This window comes from Devosia sp. ZW T5_3, assembly GCF_044987315.1.
Classification (GTDB): Bacteria; Pseudomonadota; Alphaproteobacteria; order Rhizobiales; family Devosiaceae; genus Devosia.
Map to the genome: position 1 here is coordinate 80,671 of NZ_JBJDRE010000012.1, position 14,596 is coordinate 95,266.

General features: G+C 61.4%; 18 protein-coding genes. 6 read left to right on the forward strand and 12 right to left on the reverse strand.

The window, feature by feature from the left end; genetic code table 11:
- Window positions 1-189: 189 nt before the first annotated feature.
- Complete coding sequence (locus ACI3KW_RS15670; RefSeq protein WP_404848835.1) at window positions 190-1,089, forward strand: dihydrodipicolinate synthase family protein; 900 nt, start codon at window positions 190-192, stop codon at window positions 1,087-1,089.
- Between the two features lie 243 nt (window positions 1,090-1,332).
- Here ACI3KW_RS15670 and ACI3KW_RS15675 read toward each other — a convergent pair whose 3' ends face one another.
- Complete coding sequence (locus ACI3KW_RS15675; protein WP_113120128.1) at window positions 1,333-1,899, reverse strand: DUF1134 domain-containing protein; 567 nt, start codon at window positions 1,897-1,899, stop codon at window positions 1,333-1,335.
- Window positions 1,900-2,083: 184 nt separating this feature from the next.
- Between ACI3KW_RS15675 and ACI3KW_RS15680 the strand changes: the two genes are divergently transcribed.
- The 3 genes from ACI3KW_RS15680 to ACI3KW_RS15690 all read left to right on the forward strand — a co-directional run bounded on the left by ACI3KW_RS15680 (window position 2,084) and on the right by ACI3KW_RS15690 (window position 3,693).
- The gene (locus ACI3KW_RS15680) at window positions 2,084-2,503 is read left to right on the forward strand and encodes a YHS domain-containing (seleno)protein (RefSeq protein WP_404848836.1); all 420 of its coding nucleotides are present in this window, start codon (window positions 2,084-2,086) and stop codon (window positions 2,501-2,503) included.
- Between the two features lie 64 nt (window positions 2,504-2,567).
- Window positions 2,568-3,248: a histidine phosphotransferase ChpT gene (gene chpT, locus ACI3KW_RS15685; RefSeq protein WP_404848837.1), complete on the forward strand. Its 681-nt coding sequence runs from the start codon at window positions 2,568-2,570 to the stop codon at window positions 3,246-3,248.
- Window positions 3,249-3,327: 79 nt separating this feature from the next.
- Window positions 3,328-3,693 carry a PleD family two-component system response regulator gene (locus ACI3KW_RS15690; protein WP_113120131.1) on the forward strand — a complete coding sequence of 122 codons (366 nt, stop codon included), beginning with the start codon at window positions 3,328-3,330 and terminating at the stop codon, window positions 3,691-3,693.
- Here ACI3KW_RS15690 and ACI3KW_RS15695 read toward each other — a convergent pair.
- The 5 genes from ACI3KW_RS15695 to ctrA all read right to left on the reverse strand — a co-directional run bounded on the left by ACI3KW_RS15695 (window position 3,690) and on the right by ctrA (window position 7,736).
- A complete protein-coding gene (locus ACI3KW_RS15695) occupies window positions 3,690-4,949 on the reverse strand; it encodes an RNA polymerase sigma factor (protein WP_404848838.1) in 1,260 nt (419 codons plus the stop codon). The two genes, ACI3KW_RS15690 and ACI3KW_RS15695, sit on opposite strands and share 4 nt — an antisense overlap.
- 98 nt (window positions 4,950-5,047) lie before the next feature.
- Window positions 5,048-5,407 carry a YciI family protein gene (locus tag ACI3KW_RS15700; RefSeq protein ID WP_404848839.1) on the reverse strand — a complete coding sequence of 120 codons (360 nt, stop codon included), beginning with the start codon at window positions 5,405-5,407 and terminating at the stop codon, window positions 5,048-5,050.
- Window positions 5,408-5,436: 29 nt separating this feature from the next.
- Window positions 5,437-6,303 carry an alpha/beta fold hydrolase gene (locus ACI3KW_RS15705; RefSeq protein ID WP_404848840.1) on the reverse strand — a complete coding sequence of 289 codons (867 nt, stop codon included), beginning with the start codon at window positions 6,301-6,303 and terminating at the stop codon, window positions 5,437-5,439.
- A gap of 88 nt (window positions 6,304-6,391) precedes the next feature.
- Window positions 6,392-6,907 carry a DUF2867 domain-containing protein gene (locus tag ACI3KW_RS15710; RefSeq protein ID WP_404848841.1) on the reverse strand — a complete coding sequence of 172 codons (516 nt, stop codon included), beginning with the start codon at window positions 6,905-6,907 and terminating at the stop codon, window positions 6,392-6,394.
- 121 nt (window positions 6,908-7,028) lie between these two features.
- The gene (gene ctrA, locus ACI3KW_RS15715; protein WP_113120136.1) at window positions 7,029-7,736 is read right to left on the reverse strand and encodes a response regulator transcription factor CtrA; all 708 of its coding nucleotides are present in this window, start codon (window positions 7,734-7,736) and stop codon (window positions 7,029-7,031) included.
- A 432-nt stretch (window positions 7,737-8,168) separates the two neighbouring features.
- Between ctrA and fliI the strand changes: the two genes are divergently transcribed.
- On the forward strand, window positions 8,169-9,497 hold the full coding sequence (gene fliI / locus ACI3KW_RS15720; RefSeq protein ID WP_404848842.1) for a flagellar protein export ATPase FliI: 1,329 nt from the start codon (window positions 8,169-8,171) through the stop codon (window positions 9,495-9,497).
- Between the two features lie 52 nt (window positions 9,498-9,549).
- Window positions 9,550-9,960 carry a flagellar export protein FliJ gene (fliJ, locus tag ACI3KW_RS15725; protein ID WP_404848843.1) on the forward strand — a complete coding sequence of 137 codons (411 nt, stop codon included), beginning with the start codon at window positions 9,550-9,552 and terminating at the stop codon, window positions 9,958-9,960.
- 62 nt (window positions 9,961-10,022) lie between these two features.
- Here fliJ and ACI3KW_RS15730 read toward each other — a convergent pair whose 3' ends face one another.
- The 6 genes from ACI3KW_RS15730 to ACI3KW_RS15755 form a co-directional block, all read right to left on the reverse strand.
- Complete coding sequence (locus ACI3KW_RS15730) at window positions 10,023-10,430, reverse strand: cytidine deaminase family protein (RefSeq protein WP_404848844.1); 408 nt, start codon at window positions 10,428-10,430, stop codon at window positions 10,023-10,025.
- A gap of 35 nt (window positions 10,431-10,465) precedes the next feature.
- Window positions 10,466-10,843 carry a SecDF P1 head subdomain-containing protein gene (locus ACI3KW_RS15735; RefSeq protein WP_404848845.1) on the reverse strand — a complete coding sequence of 126 codons (378 nt, stop codon included), beginning with the start codon at window positions 10,841-10,843 and terminating at the stop codon, window positions 10,466-10,468.
- 106 nt (window positions 10,844-10,949) lie between these two features.
- Window positions 10,950-11,876, reverse strand: coding sequence for a PRC-barrel domain-containing protein (locus ACI3KW_RS15740; protein WP_404848846.1), 927 nt, complete (start codon window positions 11,874-11,876; stop codon window positions 10,950-10,952).
- A 72-nt stretch (window positions 11,877-11,948) separates the two neighbouring features.
- Window positions 11,949-12,557, reverse strand: a complete 609-nt coding sequence (locus ACI3KW_RS15745; RefSeq protein ID WP_113120141.1) for a PRC-barrel domain-containing protein — start codon at window positions 12,555-12,557, stop codon at window positions 11,949-11,951.
- 354 nt (window positions 12,558-12,911) lie between these two features.
- Entirely contained in the window at window positions 12,912-13,367 is a 456-nt protein-coding gene (locus ACI3KW_RS15750; RefSeq protein WP_404848847.1) for a GNAT family N-acetyltransferase, read from the reverse strand.
- A gap of 32 nt (window positions 13,368-13,399) precedes the next feature.
- On the reverse strand, window positions 13,400-14,458 hold the full coding sequence (locus ACI3KW_RS15755; protein WP_404848848.1) for a putative zinc-binding metallopeptidase: 1,059 nt from the start codon (window positions 14,456-14,458) through the stop codon (window positions 13,400-13,402).
- Window positions 14,459-14,596: the final 138 nt, after the last annotated feature.

Genomic DNA, 14,596 nt, shown 5'->3' on the forward strand with positions numbered 1-14,596 from the left:
TTGTGCGGTTCCGTCACGGCCCAGGGACCGAATCCCAGGCCATATCGGGCAGATGTCGATAGCGCGGGATATTGGCATGGCAGCGGCAAAAGCCCCAGTCAGAAAAGCTTGAATTGACGGGGCGAGACGCGGCAGACTGCCAAAAAACGAAGCGGTCGGCAGATCGGCTGCTGTGGAGGATCAACGGAAATGACCAAGCGCCTGTCGGGCATGTTCGCCGCCCTGATGACCGGCCTGAGCGATGGGGGTGAGTTCGATCCGCAACGCCAGCGCAATATCAATGGCTATGTGCTGCGCCAGGGCCTGGCAGGGCTTTATGTGGGTGGCAGCAGTGGGGAATCGGGCCTGCTGACGCGCGACGAGCTGCTGGCCCAGCAAGGGGTGGTGGCCGAAAGCGCCGCCGGTTCGGCGGCCGCGCTAATCGCCCATGTCGGCATGGCCAATCTGCGCGATTCCATTGCCCTGGCGCACCATGCCAAACGGCTGGGCTATCATGGGCTTTCGGCGCTGCCGCCGCATGCTTATCCATTTTCCGACGAGGAGATTTACGCCTATTATCGCGAATTGGCGGCAGCAACGGATCTGCCGTTGATCGTCTATGAAATTCCCCTGCGTACCGGCCGACCGCTGCCGCTGCCACTCCTGGTCCGCCTGCTCGAGCTGCCCAATGTGGCGGGGATCAAGTTCACCTCCACCGATCTGTTCAAATATGCCCGCCTGCGCCGGCAACGACCGGACCAGCTCTATTATTATGGTTTTGACGAAATCTATGCCGCCGCCGCCATGCTGGGCAGCGATGGCGGCATCGGCACGACCTATAATATCTTGGGCAGGCTCTATGTGGCGATCGATCAGGCCGTTCGCGCCAGCCAGGTGGAACGCGCGCAGGCGCTCCAGCAAGTGTCACAGGATTTCGTCGAGGCCCTGCTGGATTTCGGTGTGCTGCCAGGCATGAAGGCCGCATTCCGGGTCATCGGCGTCGATTGCGGCCCCACCCGCCTGCCGCTCGACCTGGGCGCGCCCGATGCGGAGGCCAGGCTGAGCGAAGTTTTGGCCCGCTCGGCGATCAAGGAATGGCTGGCTCTGTAAGGGCAGGGTCGCACAAATCGCCAGACCGCCCACAAGGCTCCTGCAACGGAAGTGTTCTGCGGACTCGCATCACCCACCGTGTCATTCCGGCGAAGGCCGGAATCCATGTCCGCATGTCTCCACCGACACCGGCATTCGTGGGTGCTTCACAGCATGGATCCCGGCCTTCGCCGGGATGACACCGTGTTCTTCAATGCGGCTGAAGGAAAAAACCTGACGGCGAATTGCCCAGAGCAAGCCCGATCAGAAGGGGTTCCAGGTCGGCTCATTGGTGAAGTTGAGATAGCCGATATTGATGCCCAGCCGCGCGCCCACGCCCGAGCGGATTGGCACCATCACCACATTGCCGCGCTTGATGACCGTCATGCCGAAACCGCCCACCACATAGGCGGAGCCGTTGACGCCGGCATAGCGCCCCAGCACATCCTGAATCTGGGACAGGTTATAGACCAGCATCATCACCTTGGAGCCGTCCCCGCCAATGTCGAAGCCGATCGAGGGGCCCTGCCAATAGACGGCATATTGGCCCACATTGCGGGTATAGACAGTGCCTTCGCCATAGCGGGCGCCGGCAAACAGCGCGCCCCCGGCATCTTCACCCAGAATATAGCCATTGGGCAGCCCGTATTGGCTGACGGCGCGTTCGACCAGCGAGGCAAGGCCCTGCGAGGTGGAGCCAAAGAACTCCTTGCCGCTTTCCACCAGTTCCTCGCCCGAATAGCTGTCGCTGAGCGAGCCCTGGGCGAAGGCCGTGACGGGGACCAGCATGCTGGCGAGCAAAGCAAGGCTGACGAGGATGCGCTTGAGCATGGGACGAACTCCTGGCAGGCGGCGCGGCCGCAATTACGAGGACCTTAAGGTTTGTTACCCAAAATCCGCTTTCGGCTGCACAAGACGCGCCGATCATGGCTCGATGATGAAGCAAAGCTGTAAACAAATCTTAACCATGCTTGCCTTTGTTCTGCCGCTTTTCCCGGCGGTTTGCGGAGGTATTGTGGCAGTGCAGGCGCAGTCGGTGGTCACCTCCATCGTCACCGATCCGCTGACCGGCATCGCCATTTTCGGCATGGACCCCGTCTCCTATTTCACCGAACCGGCGCCCTTGCAGGGCCGCGGCGATATCGAATTTTCCTGGGGCGGCGTGGCGTGGAATTTCGCCACCATGGCCAATCGCGACATCTTCAGCCGCTCGCCGCAAACCTATGCTCCCCAGTTCGGCGGGCACGGCGCCATGGCCATGGCGCGGGGCTTTCTGTCCGACAGCGATCCCCGCATCTACACCGTCTTCAAGCAGCGGCTTTACCTGTTCTATTCCCCCGGCAATCGCGAAGCATTCCTCTTGGCGCCCGACGCCGCAGCGATCAAGGCCGAAGAGAATTGGCAGGTTCTGTCCAAAACGCTCTCGGTGCAGTAGTGCGAAAGCCCATCCATCACTAATGTTCCCTGTAGTGATTCCCTGCCGCTTTCCGGAGACTTTCATGGCTGACATCATCGAGCTCAAGGCCACCGATCTGGCCGCCATGCTGTGCAGCCGGGTTTGCCACGACCTGATCAACCCGATCGGGGCGATCGGCAATGGCCTTGAAGTGCTGGGCGATCCCAATCAGGGCGACATGGCCGAAGGCGCGCGCGATCTGATCGCCAGCGCCGCCAAGCAGAGCCGGGCCAAGCTCGAATTCGCGCGACTGGCCTATGGCGCTTCCTCGACCTCCGGCACCGATATCGACACCCGCGAATGCGAGCGCGTCGCCCGCATCCTGTTCGAAATCGAGAAGGCCGATCTTGAATGGAATGTCCCGCTGATCCTGCTGCCCAAGCACAAGGCCAAGCTGTTCATGAACATGCTGCTGATCGCGGCCGGCTCGGTGCCGCGCGGCGGGCAGGTGACGGCTTCGATCACCGGCGAGGCCGGTCAGGAGAAGTTTGAGTTTACCTCCAGGAGCGACCCCGAGAAGCGGCAGAAGACTTTGGTGCCGTCCGGTTCGGCCGGTCTGCTGTCGGGCATTCCCGAGGAGGGCTTTGTCGATGCGCGGGGCATCCAGCCGTTCTATACGGGGCTGTTGGCGCGCATGACCGACATGGAAATTTCCATCGGGCTCGAGAATGATCGCTTCTTCCTCAATGCGATCCCCAAACAGGCCATTGCCGACGCTCAATGACAACAGTCCGCTAACCAATTCCTAAGCGGAGTGACGCTATTGTGCACGAGGTGTCAGCCGCTGCGGAGCTTGCCCGGATATGAAATCCTGCCTGATCGTCGATGATTCCACTGTCGTGCGCAAAGTCGCGCGCCGGATTCTGGAAGATCTCGACTATATCGTCGAAGAAGCCGAAGACGGGCAGGAAGCATTCGACAAGTGCCGGCAGGAAATGCCGGACGCTATACTGCTCGATTGGCAAATGCCGATCATGAGTGGGCTGGAATTCCTCAAGCTATTGCGGGCCTATGTTGGTGGCGAGAAGCCGCATGTGGTCTATTGCACGGTCGAAAACGACATCGGCGCCATCGCCATGGCGCTCAAGGCTGGCGCCAGCGATTACATGATGAAACCCTTCGACCGGCGGATTCTGGAATCCAAATTCGAGCCGCATCTGGCCGCCTAACCGGCCTCGGCGCGGTTGAGCAGATAGGTTTTTTCTCGTTCATTATGAGTGAGTTGCGCCGCGCGGCGGAACTCCAGCGTGGCCTCGGTATGCCGGCCCAATTTGCTCAGCATATCCCCGCGCACCCCATAGAGCAGATGATAGTTCTTGAGGGCCGGATCATCCTTGATCGTATCGATCAAAGCCAGAGCCGCCGCCGGTCCCTCCGCCATGGAAATGGCGACAGCGCGGTTTAATTCTATGACGGGGGACGGCGTTACTTGGGCAAGCGTTGCATAAAGCGCCACAATACGCGGCCAGTCGGTATCCTCGGCATGGCGGGCCCGGGCATGGCAGGCGGCGATGGCAGCTTGCAGGGCATAGGGGCCATTGGCGCCGTCCAGCTCCTCCGCGCGGGCCAGCGCGGCAAGGCCGCGGCGGATCAGCAATTGGTCCCAGCGGGCGCGATCCTGGTCCTGCAGGAGGATGGGATGGCCCTTGGCATCGGTACGGGCGCCCAGGCGCGATGACTGAATTTCCATAAGCGCTACAAGGGCATGCACCTCCGGCTCGTCGGGCGTGAGGCGGGCAAGTATGCGGCCCAGGCGCGTGGCTTCCTCGCAGAGTTGGGGGCGCATCCAATCGTCGCCGGCCGTGGCGGAATAGCCCTCGTTGAAGATGAGGTAGAGCACGCCCAGCACCGAAGCGAGCCGCTCCGCCCGCTCGGGACCACGCGGCACTTCGAAGGGGATCTTGGCGTCGGCAATGGCCTTTTTGGCGCGCACAATGCGCTGGCCGATAGTGGGCTCGGCGGCGAGGAAAGCGCGGGCAATCTCCTCGGTGGTGAGCCCACCTAGCAGGCGCAGGGTGAGGGCAACACGCGATTCGGCGGGCAGGATGGGGTGGCAGGAGGTGAAGATCAGCCGCAGCAGATCATCGCCCACATCGTCATCCAGGGCGTCGTGCAGCGTCTCGATCTGGTCGGGAATATCGGTTTCGATGCCATGGCCGACCTCGACCAGCTTGGTCGCAGCCATCTTCTTGTGGCGGAAATAGTCGATGGCCCGGCGCTTGGCGGTCTGGGTCAGCCAGGCGCCGGGGTTCTTGGGCACGCCGCTATCAGGCCAGGTCTTGAGCGCAATGACCAGGGCATCCTGCGCCAGTTCCTCGGCGAGAGAAATATCGCGCACCATGCGCGTCAGGCCCGCGATCAGCCGGGGCTGTTCGAGCTTCCAGACGGCGGTGATGGCGCTGTGGGTTTCGGACTGGCTGGTCATGGCGGGATGAAAGCAGGATGAGGTGAACGGCGCAAGCGGGAGACGAAGAAGTTCCCACCGACTCATCCCGGCTCGTGCCGGGATGAGTCCGCAATCAGCTAAGCCACGGCGTTAACAAGGAAATCGGCCGTCTCAAACACCTGGCGCAGTTCGATTTCTTCGCCATTCTCGAACGGGATCCGGCGGCACCAGGCCAGGGCTTCGTCGCGGGATTTGACGTCGATAAGCCAGAAGCCGCAGATCAATTCACGCGTTTCAGTGAAGGGGCCGTCGGTGACGGTGATCCCCTCGCCGTCGAAGCTCAGGCGCGTGCCCTTGGAAGAGGCCATAAGTCCTTCGCTGTGCAGCATAATTCCGGCGTCGATCAGGGCCTCGTTATATTGGTCCATGGCGGCGAAGGCCTCTGCGGAGGGGATGACGCCGGCCTCGCTTTCCGGCGTGGCTTTGACAAGGATCATGAAGCGCATTTCTTTGTCCTTCCAAAGGGTTACGGCATAAAACCGGCAGGCGTTTCGCCCTTGAGGAAGGGCTCGATAAAGGCATGCAGCAGTTCGGGCTGGTTGATGACGGCGGTGTGCGACGTGGCCGGCAGGATGGCGAGACGCGAGGGAGAAAGAGGCTGGCCCATATCGCCCATTTCCCCGCCGCCCAGCAGGCGGAACAGCGCCACATTGTGCTCAAGCGTGGAGACATCGGCATCGCCGGCAATGATCAGGACGGGGGTCTTGAGCGCCTTCACGTCAGCTTCCCAGGCCATGGGCTCCTTTTCGAGCGCAATGAGCTTTTCGACCAGCGCGCGGAAGCCGTCCTTGTTGACCGCCAGTTTCTTGTATTCGTCCTCCATCGGCGTGCCGAGGAACATTTCGGGCGCCATTTGCGGGACGAAGGCGGTGAAGGCCGGCTGCCAGCCGGAGGCGTCATAGCCGACCGATGTGGTCACCAGTTGATCAACCTTCTCGGGGTGGCGAATAGCCAGTTGCAGGGCGGCAGCGGCGCCCATTGAATAGCCGAACACATCAGCCTTATCGAGCGCGACGGTGTCCATGAAGGCGGCCACGTCATCGGCCAGATTGGGATAGGTGATCGGGCGATCAATGTCGGTCGTGCGGCCATGGCCTTGGAATTCCAGCGCATAGACCGTGTGGGTCTTGGCGAGCATGGGGATGATTTCGCCCATGCTGGGGATATTCATATAGGCGCCGTGCAGCACGACCAGCGGGTCGCCGGAGCCAGAGATCTCATAGTACATTTCCATGCCGTTGACTTCGACCGTATCGGCCTTGGGCGCGGACTGGGCGAAGGCGGCTGATGTCAGCAGGATGGTGGCGGCAAGCGTGGCTGTGGTGCGGAACATGGATATCTCCTCAGATTGGGCGTTCTGAGAAGACAACGAATGGTCCATGGCAAATTCGACGGCGGCGCGTAGATTTTTGTGGCGGGCGTCAGCCCGAAACCGTCAGCCCCAGCTTTTGCGCATTGGCGAGGCAGCGGGCGACGATGAGACGGTGGAAGGGATAGATGACAGTAAGATAGGCGCGGCCGAACAGATTGTGCGGGCGCACCCAGGTGCTCAGGCTGACGCAATCGGCGGTCTCGTCCTTAAGGATCGAGACGCGGAAATCGAGATGCTTGTCATCAGTGCCCAGGATCACCTCGGTCGGAGTGGCCGAATGGACCGCGAAAATTCCGGAATAGCTGCAGCTATTGATCTGCTCGACCGTGGGCGGTGCGATGTCGCTTTCGCTGCCGGTCTTGAGGCCGAACGGGGTCATCAGCAGATTGCGCAGGCCGAGTAGGGCCCGCGCCCAGCCGGGCATGTTGAAGAAGATGGCAATGGTCAGCTCGGCCGCATCGGGGGCGGGATGGGGCAGGGGCACGCTTTGGCTGTCGAGAAAATCGCCCGGGCCATAATATTGCATCAGGGCGCCCTCTGGCGGATAGCGAAAAGCCTTGGCCATGCTGTTCTCCGTCTTGAAACGGAAAATCTAGCTTAGGGGGCAAACAAAAGCCCCGCGCGACACTGTCGCACGGGGCTGGTGAATTGTCGCAGTGGGCGATGCGGTCGCCCGCAGCGGCTGATCAGGCGACGTTTTCGGAATAGGCTTCGCTCTCATCGGGCTCGCGCAGCACATAGCCGCGGCCCCAGACGGTTTCGATATAGTTCTTGCCGCCGGTTGCAACGGAAAGCTTCTTGCGCAGCTTGCAGATGAACACGTCGATGATCTTGAGTTCGGGCTCATCCATGCCACCATAAAGGTGGTTGAGGAACATTTCCTTGGTGAGCGTGGTACCCTTGCGGAGCGAAAGCAGCTCCAGCATCTGGTATTCCTTGCCGGTCAGGTGCACGCGCTGGGTCTGGACTTCGACGGTCTTGGTGTCGAGGTTGACGGTCAGCTCGCCGGTCGAGATGACCGATTGGGCGTGGCCCTTGGAGCGGCGGACAATGGCGTGGATGCGGGCAACCAGCTCGTCCTTGTGGAACGGCTTGGTCATATAGTCATCGGCGCCGAAGCCGAGGCCGCGTACTTTATCCTCGATGCCGGCTAGGCCGGATAGGATAAGAATCGGGGTCTGCACCTTGGCGACGCGGAGGGTGCGGAGCACCTCGTAACCGCTCATGTCGGGCAGGTTCAGATCCAGAAGGATGATGTCGTAGTCGTAGAGTTTTCCGAGATCGACGCCTTCTTCACCGAGATCGGTGGTGTAGACGTTGAAGCTTTCGGACTTGAGCATCAATTCGATGCTCTGCGCAGTTGCGCTGTCGTCCTCAATAAGGAGTACCCGCATTAATATTCCCCTTGTCATTCGTTCCTGCTGGAACACATGAGGTCCGGCGGGTGGCTGCCGCCTCATGTCCAACCCTACTGGATATGACTGAACCCTAAGCCCAAATAGTTAACAAAGTTTAATTCGGTTCTGCAATACGCAAACGGCATTAGGATGAATTAAGTTTAAGTTATTGAAATTTAACGGTTAATTCTATCAATTTTTCTTAAGAAAATGGTTTAAGAAGGTGTTGCAAGAGACTCTGTCGACTCGCGCAATCACGGCTATGTCAGGGGTTTAGGGCAGGGTGCGCGGCACGGCGCAAACGGAGTGCCCCGACACTGGGAATACAGCTTTTTGCTTAACGTTGCGTTACCATCTGATTCGCGGCGACAGCTGCAAATGCGGCGGCGGAAACCATGTCCTGCCACAGTGATGAACGGGTCTGAACCGATGAAGGCGCTGATTTCAGCCATCGATGCCATCGACGATGTCGAAGTGTTCGGCCGGGTGAAATCCGTGCAGGGCCTGTTGATGGAAATCGTCGGGCCGGTGCGCGAATTGCGCGTGGGCGGGCGGGTCAAGATCGAGACCGTCAATGGCGAGCATCTGGCCGCCGAGATCATCGGCTTCAAGGGCGGGCATGCACTGTGCCTGCCGTTCGGGCAGCTAGCCGGGGTGCGGCTGGGTTGCAAGGCGGTGTTCCAGCGCCATGACGGGGCGGCGTTCCCATCGGAAGGCTGGCTGGGCCGGGTGGTCAATGCCAATGGCGAGCCGATCGATGGCAAGGGGCCGGTGCCGCGGGGGGCAGTGGCCTATCCGCTGCAGCAAAATCCACTGCTGGCGCATGATCGGGTGCGGGTGGGCGAGCCGCTCGACCTGGGGGTGCGGTGCCTTAATACCTTTACTACGGTGTGCGAGGGGCAGCGGCTGGGCATTTTTGCGGGCTCTGGGGTGGGCAAGTCCGTGCTGATGTCCATGCTGGCGCGCAACACCAATGTGGATGTGGCGGTGATCGGGCTGATCGGCGAACGCGGTCGCGAGGTGCATGAATTCATCCAGGAATATCTAGGCGAGGAGGGGCTGGCCCATGCGGTCGTAGTGGTGGCTACCTCCGACGAGGCGGCGCTGATGCGCCGGCAGGCGGCCTATATGAGCCTGGCGCTGTCCGAATTCTTCCGCGACCAGGGCAAGCGCGTGCTGTGCATGATGGATAGCCTGACCCGCTTTGCCATGGCGCAGCGCGAAATTGGCCTCGCTATCGGGGAGCCGCCCACGGCCAAGGGTTATCCGCCCACGGTTTTCACGGAATTGCCACGATTGTTGGAACGGGCCGGCCCAGGAACGCCGACAACGGGTTCTGTTACCGGTCTCTTTACCGTTTTGGTAGAAGGTGATGATCACAATGAGCCCATTGCGGACGCCGTGCGCGGCATTCTGGATGGGCACATCGTGATGGAGCGCGGGATTGCCGAACGGGGTCGTTTCCCGGCAGTCAACGTGCTCCGGTCCATCTCGCGCACCATGCCAGGGTGCGTTCCGGTCGATGTGCGACCGGTCCTGGCCAAGGCGCGAGAGCTCATGTCCATATTTTCGGACATGGAGGAACTGATCCGGCTGGGGGCTTACCGGAAAGGGTCAGATCCGAAAGTGGACCGCGCGATTGCTGTCTATCCCGCGCTTGAGGCTTTTTTGGGCCAGAGCCGGGAAGAGACGACGACAATTGCCGAGGGCTATAAAATGCTCGAGGCGATTGTGGCCGAGGCAGGCGCAGCGGTCTGAAGGGGCTGTGTATTGGCCCTGGAACTGACTTGATGTGTAAGGAGTACAGGTCTTGAAATCGCGCAGCGAGAGCCTCATACGGCTCAAGAAGTTCCAGGTGGACGAAAAGCGCCGCCAGGTCAGCCAGATCGAAATGATGGTCAATGACTTCGAGCGCATGGCCGGCGAACTCGATCAGCAGATCGAAATCGAGCAGACCAAGACCGGCATTTCGGACGTGGCCCATTTCGCCTACTCGACCTTTGCCAAGGCCGCCACGGCGCGGCGCGACAATCTGCTGGCCTCGGCCACCGATATGCGCAGCAAGCTCGAAACGGCGCAGGACGCCCTGGCGGAAGCCATCGAAGATTTGAAAAAGGTCGAGCTACTCGACCAGCGCGAACACCAGCGCGAAGCCGCCGACCAGCTCAAGGTCGAGCAGGCCGAATATGACGAAATCGGCCGGTTGCGCTTCCGCAACTGAGATGGTTTTGGATGGATGGAGGAAGGGCCCGCTAATGCGGGCCTTTTTTGTTTTCGCAACAGTCAGGGCGCCAGAGGCTTGGGCCATTCGTGCGCGGGAAGGAGTTCGCGCAGGGTTTGGGTCTGGTCGCGGTCGAGGATGATCTCGGCGTCAAGATTGGCGTCGTCGATCTGGCGCATGAATTCGCGGCAGACGCCGCAGGGCGGCAGGACGTGAAGTTGGCCGGTCTGTTCGTTTCGCCAGACGGCGACCACTTGTTTGATGCGGTATTCGCTCTGCGTGATCATCGCGGCCAGCGCACTACGTTCGGCGCAAAGGCCCCAACTGGGGGTGTCGACACAGACCCCGGCATAGACCTTGCCGGTGCCGGAGACCACCACGGCACCGACGTCGCCAAACAGGCGGCCGGCGGTGGTTTGATGGGGCCTGAGCAGTTGGGCGGCCTGCTCGATGAGGTCGATGTTTTTCATCGAGGCTGCGCAATATGGTGGGGCATGGGCGCGTCCTAACGCTGCTTTTTGGCGAGGTCGATTTCGACGGTGGAGGTTTTGTCGGTGAGTTGGTTGGCCATCAATTGCAGTTCGTAGACCGAATAGGGGCCGCTGAGCATGATGCTGGTGCCCAGGATGGGGGACTGGATCGTGGGGGAATTGATGATCTTGCCGTCGATACTGACATCGATGGTCTTGCCGACATGTTCGGTGGTGAACTCGGCAATGGCTTGCTGGCTGGCAGGGGTGAGCTCGATCTGCAGGTTGTCGAAACCGGAGAGGGGATCGGTGACGACCTTGGCGAATTCGACCATGAGGCGAATTGGCTTGGCTATGGCGGGGGTGAGGGTGACCACAAACGCGATGGCGATGAGGAGGATGTAGCGGAACATGGCGGGATGGTAGCGCGGAATCGGCCGGAGGGTTAGCGGCTGATTTGTCCGCCGAGCCCTTTCCCCTGCTGGGGAGGGCTCGGCAGCCAGAGACCTCACCGTGAGATCAAGGCGTGATCACCATGCGCTGGGTGGCGCGTTCGGCTTCATAAGTTTGCGGATCGTAGGCGGGTTGGGTTTCGAGCTGATCACGGGAGGTATTGAGGAAGAGGTAGCGCTGGCCATTGGTGTCGGAGGAGAAGGTCAGGTTTTCAAAACCGACCGCGACTGGCTTGGCGCCGAGGCCCAGGAAGCCGCCGACATCGACGATGATGGCGTCCGAATTACCCTGGGGCGTGAGGACGACATCGCTGATGGTGCCGATCTGCTCGTCATTGAGACCGTAAACCGGGATGCCGCGGAGGTCGTCGGCGCTGAGATCGGCCTGGTCGACATTGGTCAGGCCGGAACGGTCGGGCGTCGTGGTGATGATCGGGCGCTCCGGCTGGTCGGTGGTGAGGGAAGGGGCGACAGGGGTGGCGTTGGGATTGCCGTCGACCAGCTGGTTTTGCTCCTGCTGGGTGGTGAGGGCGGGCTTGCCGGTGGCTTCCTCACTGTCGGTCCAGATGAAGGCAGGAGCTTCGGAGAGTTCTTCCTCGGTGGTCTCAAGCACCCAGCGGCGGGTGCCATCCTCGCGCTCGGCCCAGGTGAGTTCGGCGAAATCGACTGCGACGTCTTTTTCGCCAATGCCCAGAAAGCCGCCAACGCCGATCACCACGGCGGAAATGCCCATGCCCGATGTAATGACCATATTGTTGATGGTGCCGACCTCACGAGCATTGTCCGCCACCGAAGTGTAGACCTTCTGGCCCAATAGCTTGGTCACCAGCACGTCCTGATCGTCGGCCGCATAGCCTTCGGAGAGCACGGTTGGTGGCGTGAGGCCGCTTTGCTCGAGCTCGCTGGGGGCGACTGGAGAAGGCGCAGTGTCCTGAGCATAAGCGGAGCTGGCCAGCAGCAGGACGAGGGCAGAGGCGGTGACGAAGTGGCGCATGAATTATCCTTAAGCCGGAATGCAAAGGGCCGGCCCGAAGGCCGGCCCTCACGCTCATAATCCCTGAAGGGGTCAGTTGGTTGCCGGGGCCGGTGCCATGGCGCCACCATCGGCAGGGGCAGCAGGCGCCGCGCCATCGGCGGGAGCCGTGGTATCGACCGGCTCATCCTCGGCCCAAACGAAGTCGGGCGCCGCGGTCAAGGCTTCGGCAGTGGTGGGCAGGACCCAGCGCTCGGTATTGTCGCCAGCCAGGGTGAATTCGAGCTGGCTGAAGTCCACGGCCACGGCTTTTTCGCCAATGCCCAGGAACCCGCCGACGCCGATCACCACGGCGGTGATCTGGCCGCCTTCGTCAAACACGATATCGGAAACATTGCCGATTTCTTCGGCGTCGTCGCCGCTGGACGAATAGACCGGCTGGCCGATCAGCCTTGTGCCGAGGTTATCGGTATCGGCAGCCGTGTAGCCGGCTGACATGTCCCAGGGTTCATTGACGTCAGTGGTCTGGGCGGCGCCGGTATCGACAGAGTCGGCCGGAGCCGGAGCGGCGGGCGCTGCAGGAGCGGCCGGGGCTTCAGTGGTAGCCGGCGCGTCCGGGGCCGGCGGGGTGGCTTCCTGTGCGATCGCGGGGGCCGCAAGCAGCAGGGCTAGCGCCGAAGTGGTCAACAGGGTGCGGATCATTGTAGGCTCCTTAGGTTCATCGGTTCGGTGAACAGGGCCGTGCGGTGCAAAACTTGCGAGGTGGCGCACCGTGCGGCCCATTTATGAGGGGTCAACGTCACGAGTGCGCGAGATGTTCCGCACCGATTTTTCGTCGCTTTTGGGGAACCAAATGAAAAGACCGGCTCTCAGGCGAGGCCGGCCTTCTCCGCCTCCCTGGGCGGTTTTTCGTTCTTGGAGCACGCGGCGCAACCAGGCGGCGCGCAATGCTCCCGACATCGCCGACCATAGCGCAGCAGTGATGGCGGAGCACGCAGGACCGCTCGGCAGGCTTAATGGGTTGCTAACTGGTTAATGGCGCCGATGTAATCCAAGCTAGCTCAAGGCCGCCGTGTCACGGTCATAACTGCGCATGGCACGGTGGGGCATGCCGCCATCCTGAAATTCGGGACCGAAGGCGGCAAAGCCCAGGCGTTCGTAAAAGCCGAGCTTGTCGGACTGGGCGGTGAGATAGAAGCGCTCGCGGCCTTGGGCTTTGGCGTAGTTCATGGCAGCCAGCATCATAGCCTTGGCTATGCCCTTGCCGCGGAAGCTGGCCCGCACGGCGACGCGGCCGATCTTGACGTGCTCGGGCTTGTCGAGCAGGCGCAGCGTGCCGACCACTTCGCCTTCGAGAATGGCGACGAAATGGGTGGCGGTGAGATCGTCGGCGTCATTTTCCTCCGCCTCGGGGACTTTTTGTTCCCAGACGAACACTTCGCGGCGCAGCGCGAAGGCGGCATTGCAGAGCGTGGAGAAAGGCGGGACGGTGAGAATGGTGATGTCGGACATGGGCGGACAATAGCGAGGCGATGGCGGGGTGGCTAGGTCATTTGCCCATGCACCAGATCATGCACGAAGCCGAGTTTTTCGATCACCTGGGGCGTGAGGATGAAGGGATAGGCGTCGGGATGACCCATGGCGCGATTGAGATTGTTGAGCATGGACGCCAGGGGAATCCAGTTGTCGACCACGGTCTGCATATCGGGTGTGGTATAGGGATCGAAATCAACACCCACGGCCAGGGATTCATCCGCAGTCTTGGGGCGGGCGCGAACGCCGAAGGCGGCGGCCATTTCGACCGTATCGGTGATGTGCAGGTAATGGGCGAAGGTTTCGGCAAAATCCTCCCAAGGGTGGGCGCTGGCATAGGCGCTGATATGGGTTTGCGGCCAGCCGAGAGGAGCGCCAGTGGCATAGTAGGTGGCCAGGCTTTGCGCGTAATCGGCGGTTTCATCGCCGAACAGGGCGCGGAAGCGCTCGAGCGCTGATGTGTTGGCGACCAGCAGATCCCAATAGTGATGGCCGATTTCGTGGCGGAAATGGCCGAGCAGGGTGCGATAGGGCTCGCCCATGGCGGTGCGGCGGCTTTCGCGCTCGGCATCGTCGGCCTCGGCCAGGGCGATGGTGATGATGCCGCTATCATGGCCGGTCATCACGGGGACGGGTTCGATGGGCATATCGGCCAGGAAGCGGAAGGAAAGCCCGTGCGCGGGGTCCCCAGTCCGGGTGCGCAGCGGCAGATGCAGGCGCAGCAAGGAATAGAACAGGCGCTTCTTGGCGCGCTCGATAATTTGCCAGCGTAGCAGATTGCTCGGATCGGCAAGGGAGGGAATAGTGTCATTGTGCCGGCAGGCGGCGCAATAGACGTCGCCGCCGGGATTGGCAGGGACCAGCCAATTGCAGGCGCCATAGCGGGCGTTCTCGCAGAACAGATAGGCCTCGCCGGGAAAGACCGGACTGCTCCAATGACCGCCGCTCTCGACCAGTGACACCAAGGCATTGCGATCAGGCAGATAGCCGAGCTGGTGGCGGCAGCGTTCGCACACCGCGTTCTCAAAATAGACGGTGTTGCCGCAATGGTCGCAGACGAAGAGTTTCATTGAGCTTGCCCCAAGTCGTAGGCGAATAATGCGCGAGGGAGCGTGGTGTTCCGCGGGGGAGAATGGCGAGGGCGGGGTGTGCAGGCGAAGCCATTATGGGCATGATCTGGTATAAGACCACAAGGCTGCAGCGCTGGA

Excerpts from the sequence above, each read along its gene's own strand:
- ACI3KW_RS15730 (WP_404848844.1), bottom strand. The coding sequence starts at position 10,430 with ATGAAAAACATCGACCTCATCGAGCAGGCCGCCCAACTGCTCAGGCCC.
- ACI3KW_RS15750 (WP_404848847.1), bottom strand. The coding sequence starts at position 13,367 with ATGTCCGACATCACCATTCTCACCGTCCCGCCTTTCTCCACGCTCTGC.
- ACI3KW_RS15740 (WP_404848846.1), bottom strand. The coding sequence starts at position 11,876 with ATGCGCCACTTCGTCACCGCCTCTGCCCTCGTCCTGCTGCTGGCCAGC.
- ACI3KW_RS15690 (WP_113120131.1), top strand. The coding sequence starts at position 3,328 with ATGAAATCCTGCCTGATCGTCGATGATTCCACTGTCGTGCGCAAAGTC.
- ACI3KW_RS15675 (WP_113120128.1), bottom strand. The coding sequence starts at position 1,899 with ATGCTCAAGCGCATCCTCGTCAGCCTTGCTTTGCTCGCCAGCATGCTG.
- fliI (WP_404848842.1), top strand. The coding sequence starts at position 8,169 with ATGAAGGCGCTGATTTCAGCCATCGATGCCATCGACGATGTCGAAGTG.
- ACI3KW_RS15735 (WP_404848845.1), bottom strand. The coding sequence starts at position 10,843 with ATGTTCCGCTACATCCTCCTCATCGCCATCGCGTTTGTGGTCACCCTC.
- ACI3KW_RS15755 (WP_404848848.1), bottom strand. The coding sequence starts at position 14,458 with ATGAAACTCTTCGTCTGCGACCATTGCGGCAACACCGTCTATTTTGAG.
- ACI3KW_RS15700 (WP_404848839.1), bottom strand. The coding sequence starts at position 5,407 with ATGATCCTTGTCAAAGCCACGCCGGAAAGCGAGGCCGGCGTCATCCCC.
- ACI3KW_RS15745 (WP_113120141.1), bottom strand. The coding sequence starts at position 12,557 with ATGATCCGCACCCTGTTGACCACTTCGGCGCTAGCCCTGCTGCTTGCG.
- ACI3KW_RS15695 (WP_404848838.1), bottom strand. The coding sequence starts at position 4,949 with ATGACCAGCCAGTCCGAAACCCACAGCGCCATCACCGCCGTCTGGAAG.
- ctrA (WP_113120136.1), bottom strand. The coding sequence starts at position 7,736 with ATGCGGGTACTCCTTATTGAGGACGACAGCGCAACTGCGCAGAGCATC.
- ACI3KW_RS15710 (WP_404848841.1), bottom strand. The coding sequence starts at position 6,907 with ATGGCCAAGGCTTTTCGCTATCCGCCAGAGGGCGCCCTGATGCAATAT.
- ACI3KW_RS15705 (WP_404848840.1), bottom strand. The coding sequence starts at position 6,303 with ATGTTCCGCACCACAGCCACGCTTGCCGCCACCATCCTGCTGACATCA.
- chpT (WP_404848837.1), top strand. The coding sequence starts at position 2,568 with ATGGCTGACATCATCGAGCTCAAGGCCACCGATCTGGCCGCCATGCTG.
- ACI3KW_RS15670 (WP_404848835.1), top strand. The coding sequence starts at position 190 with ATGACCAAGCGCCTGTCGGGCATGTTCGCCGCCCTGATGACCGGCCTG.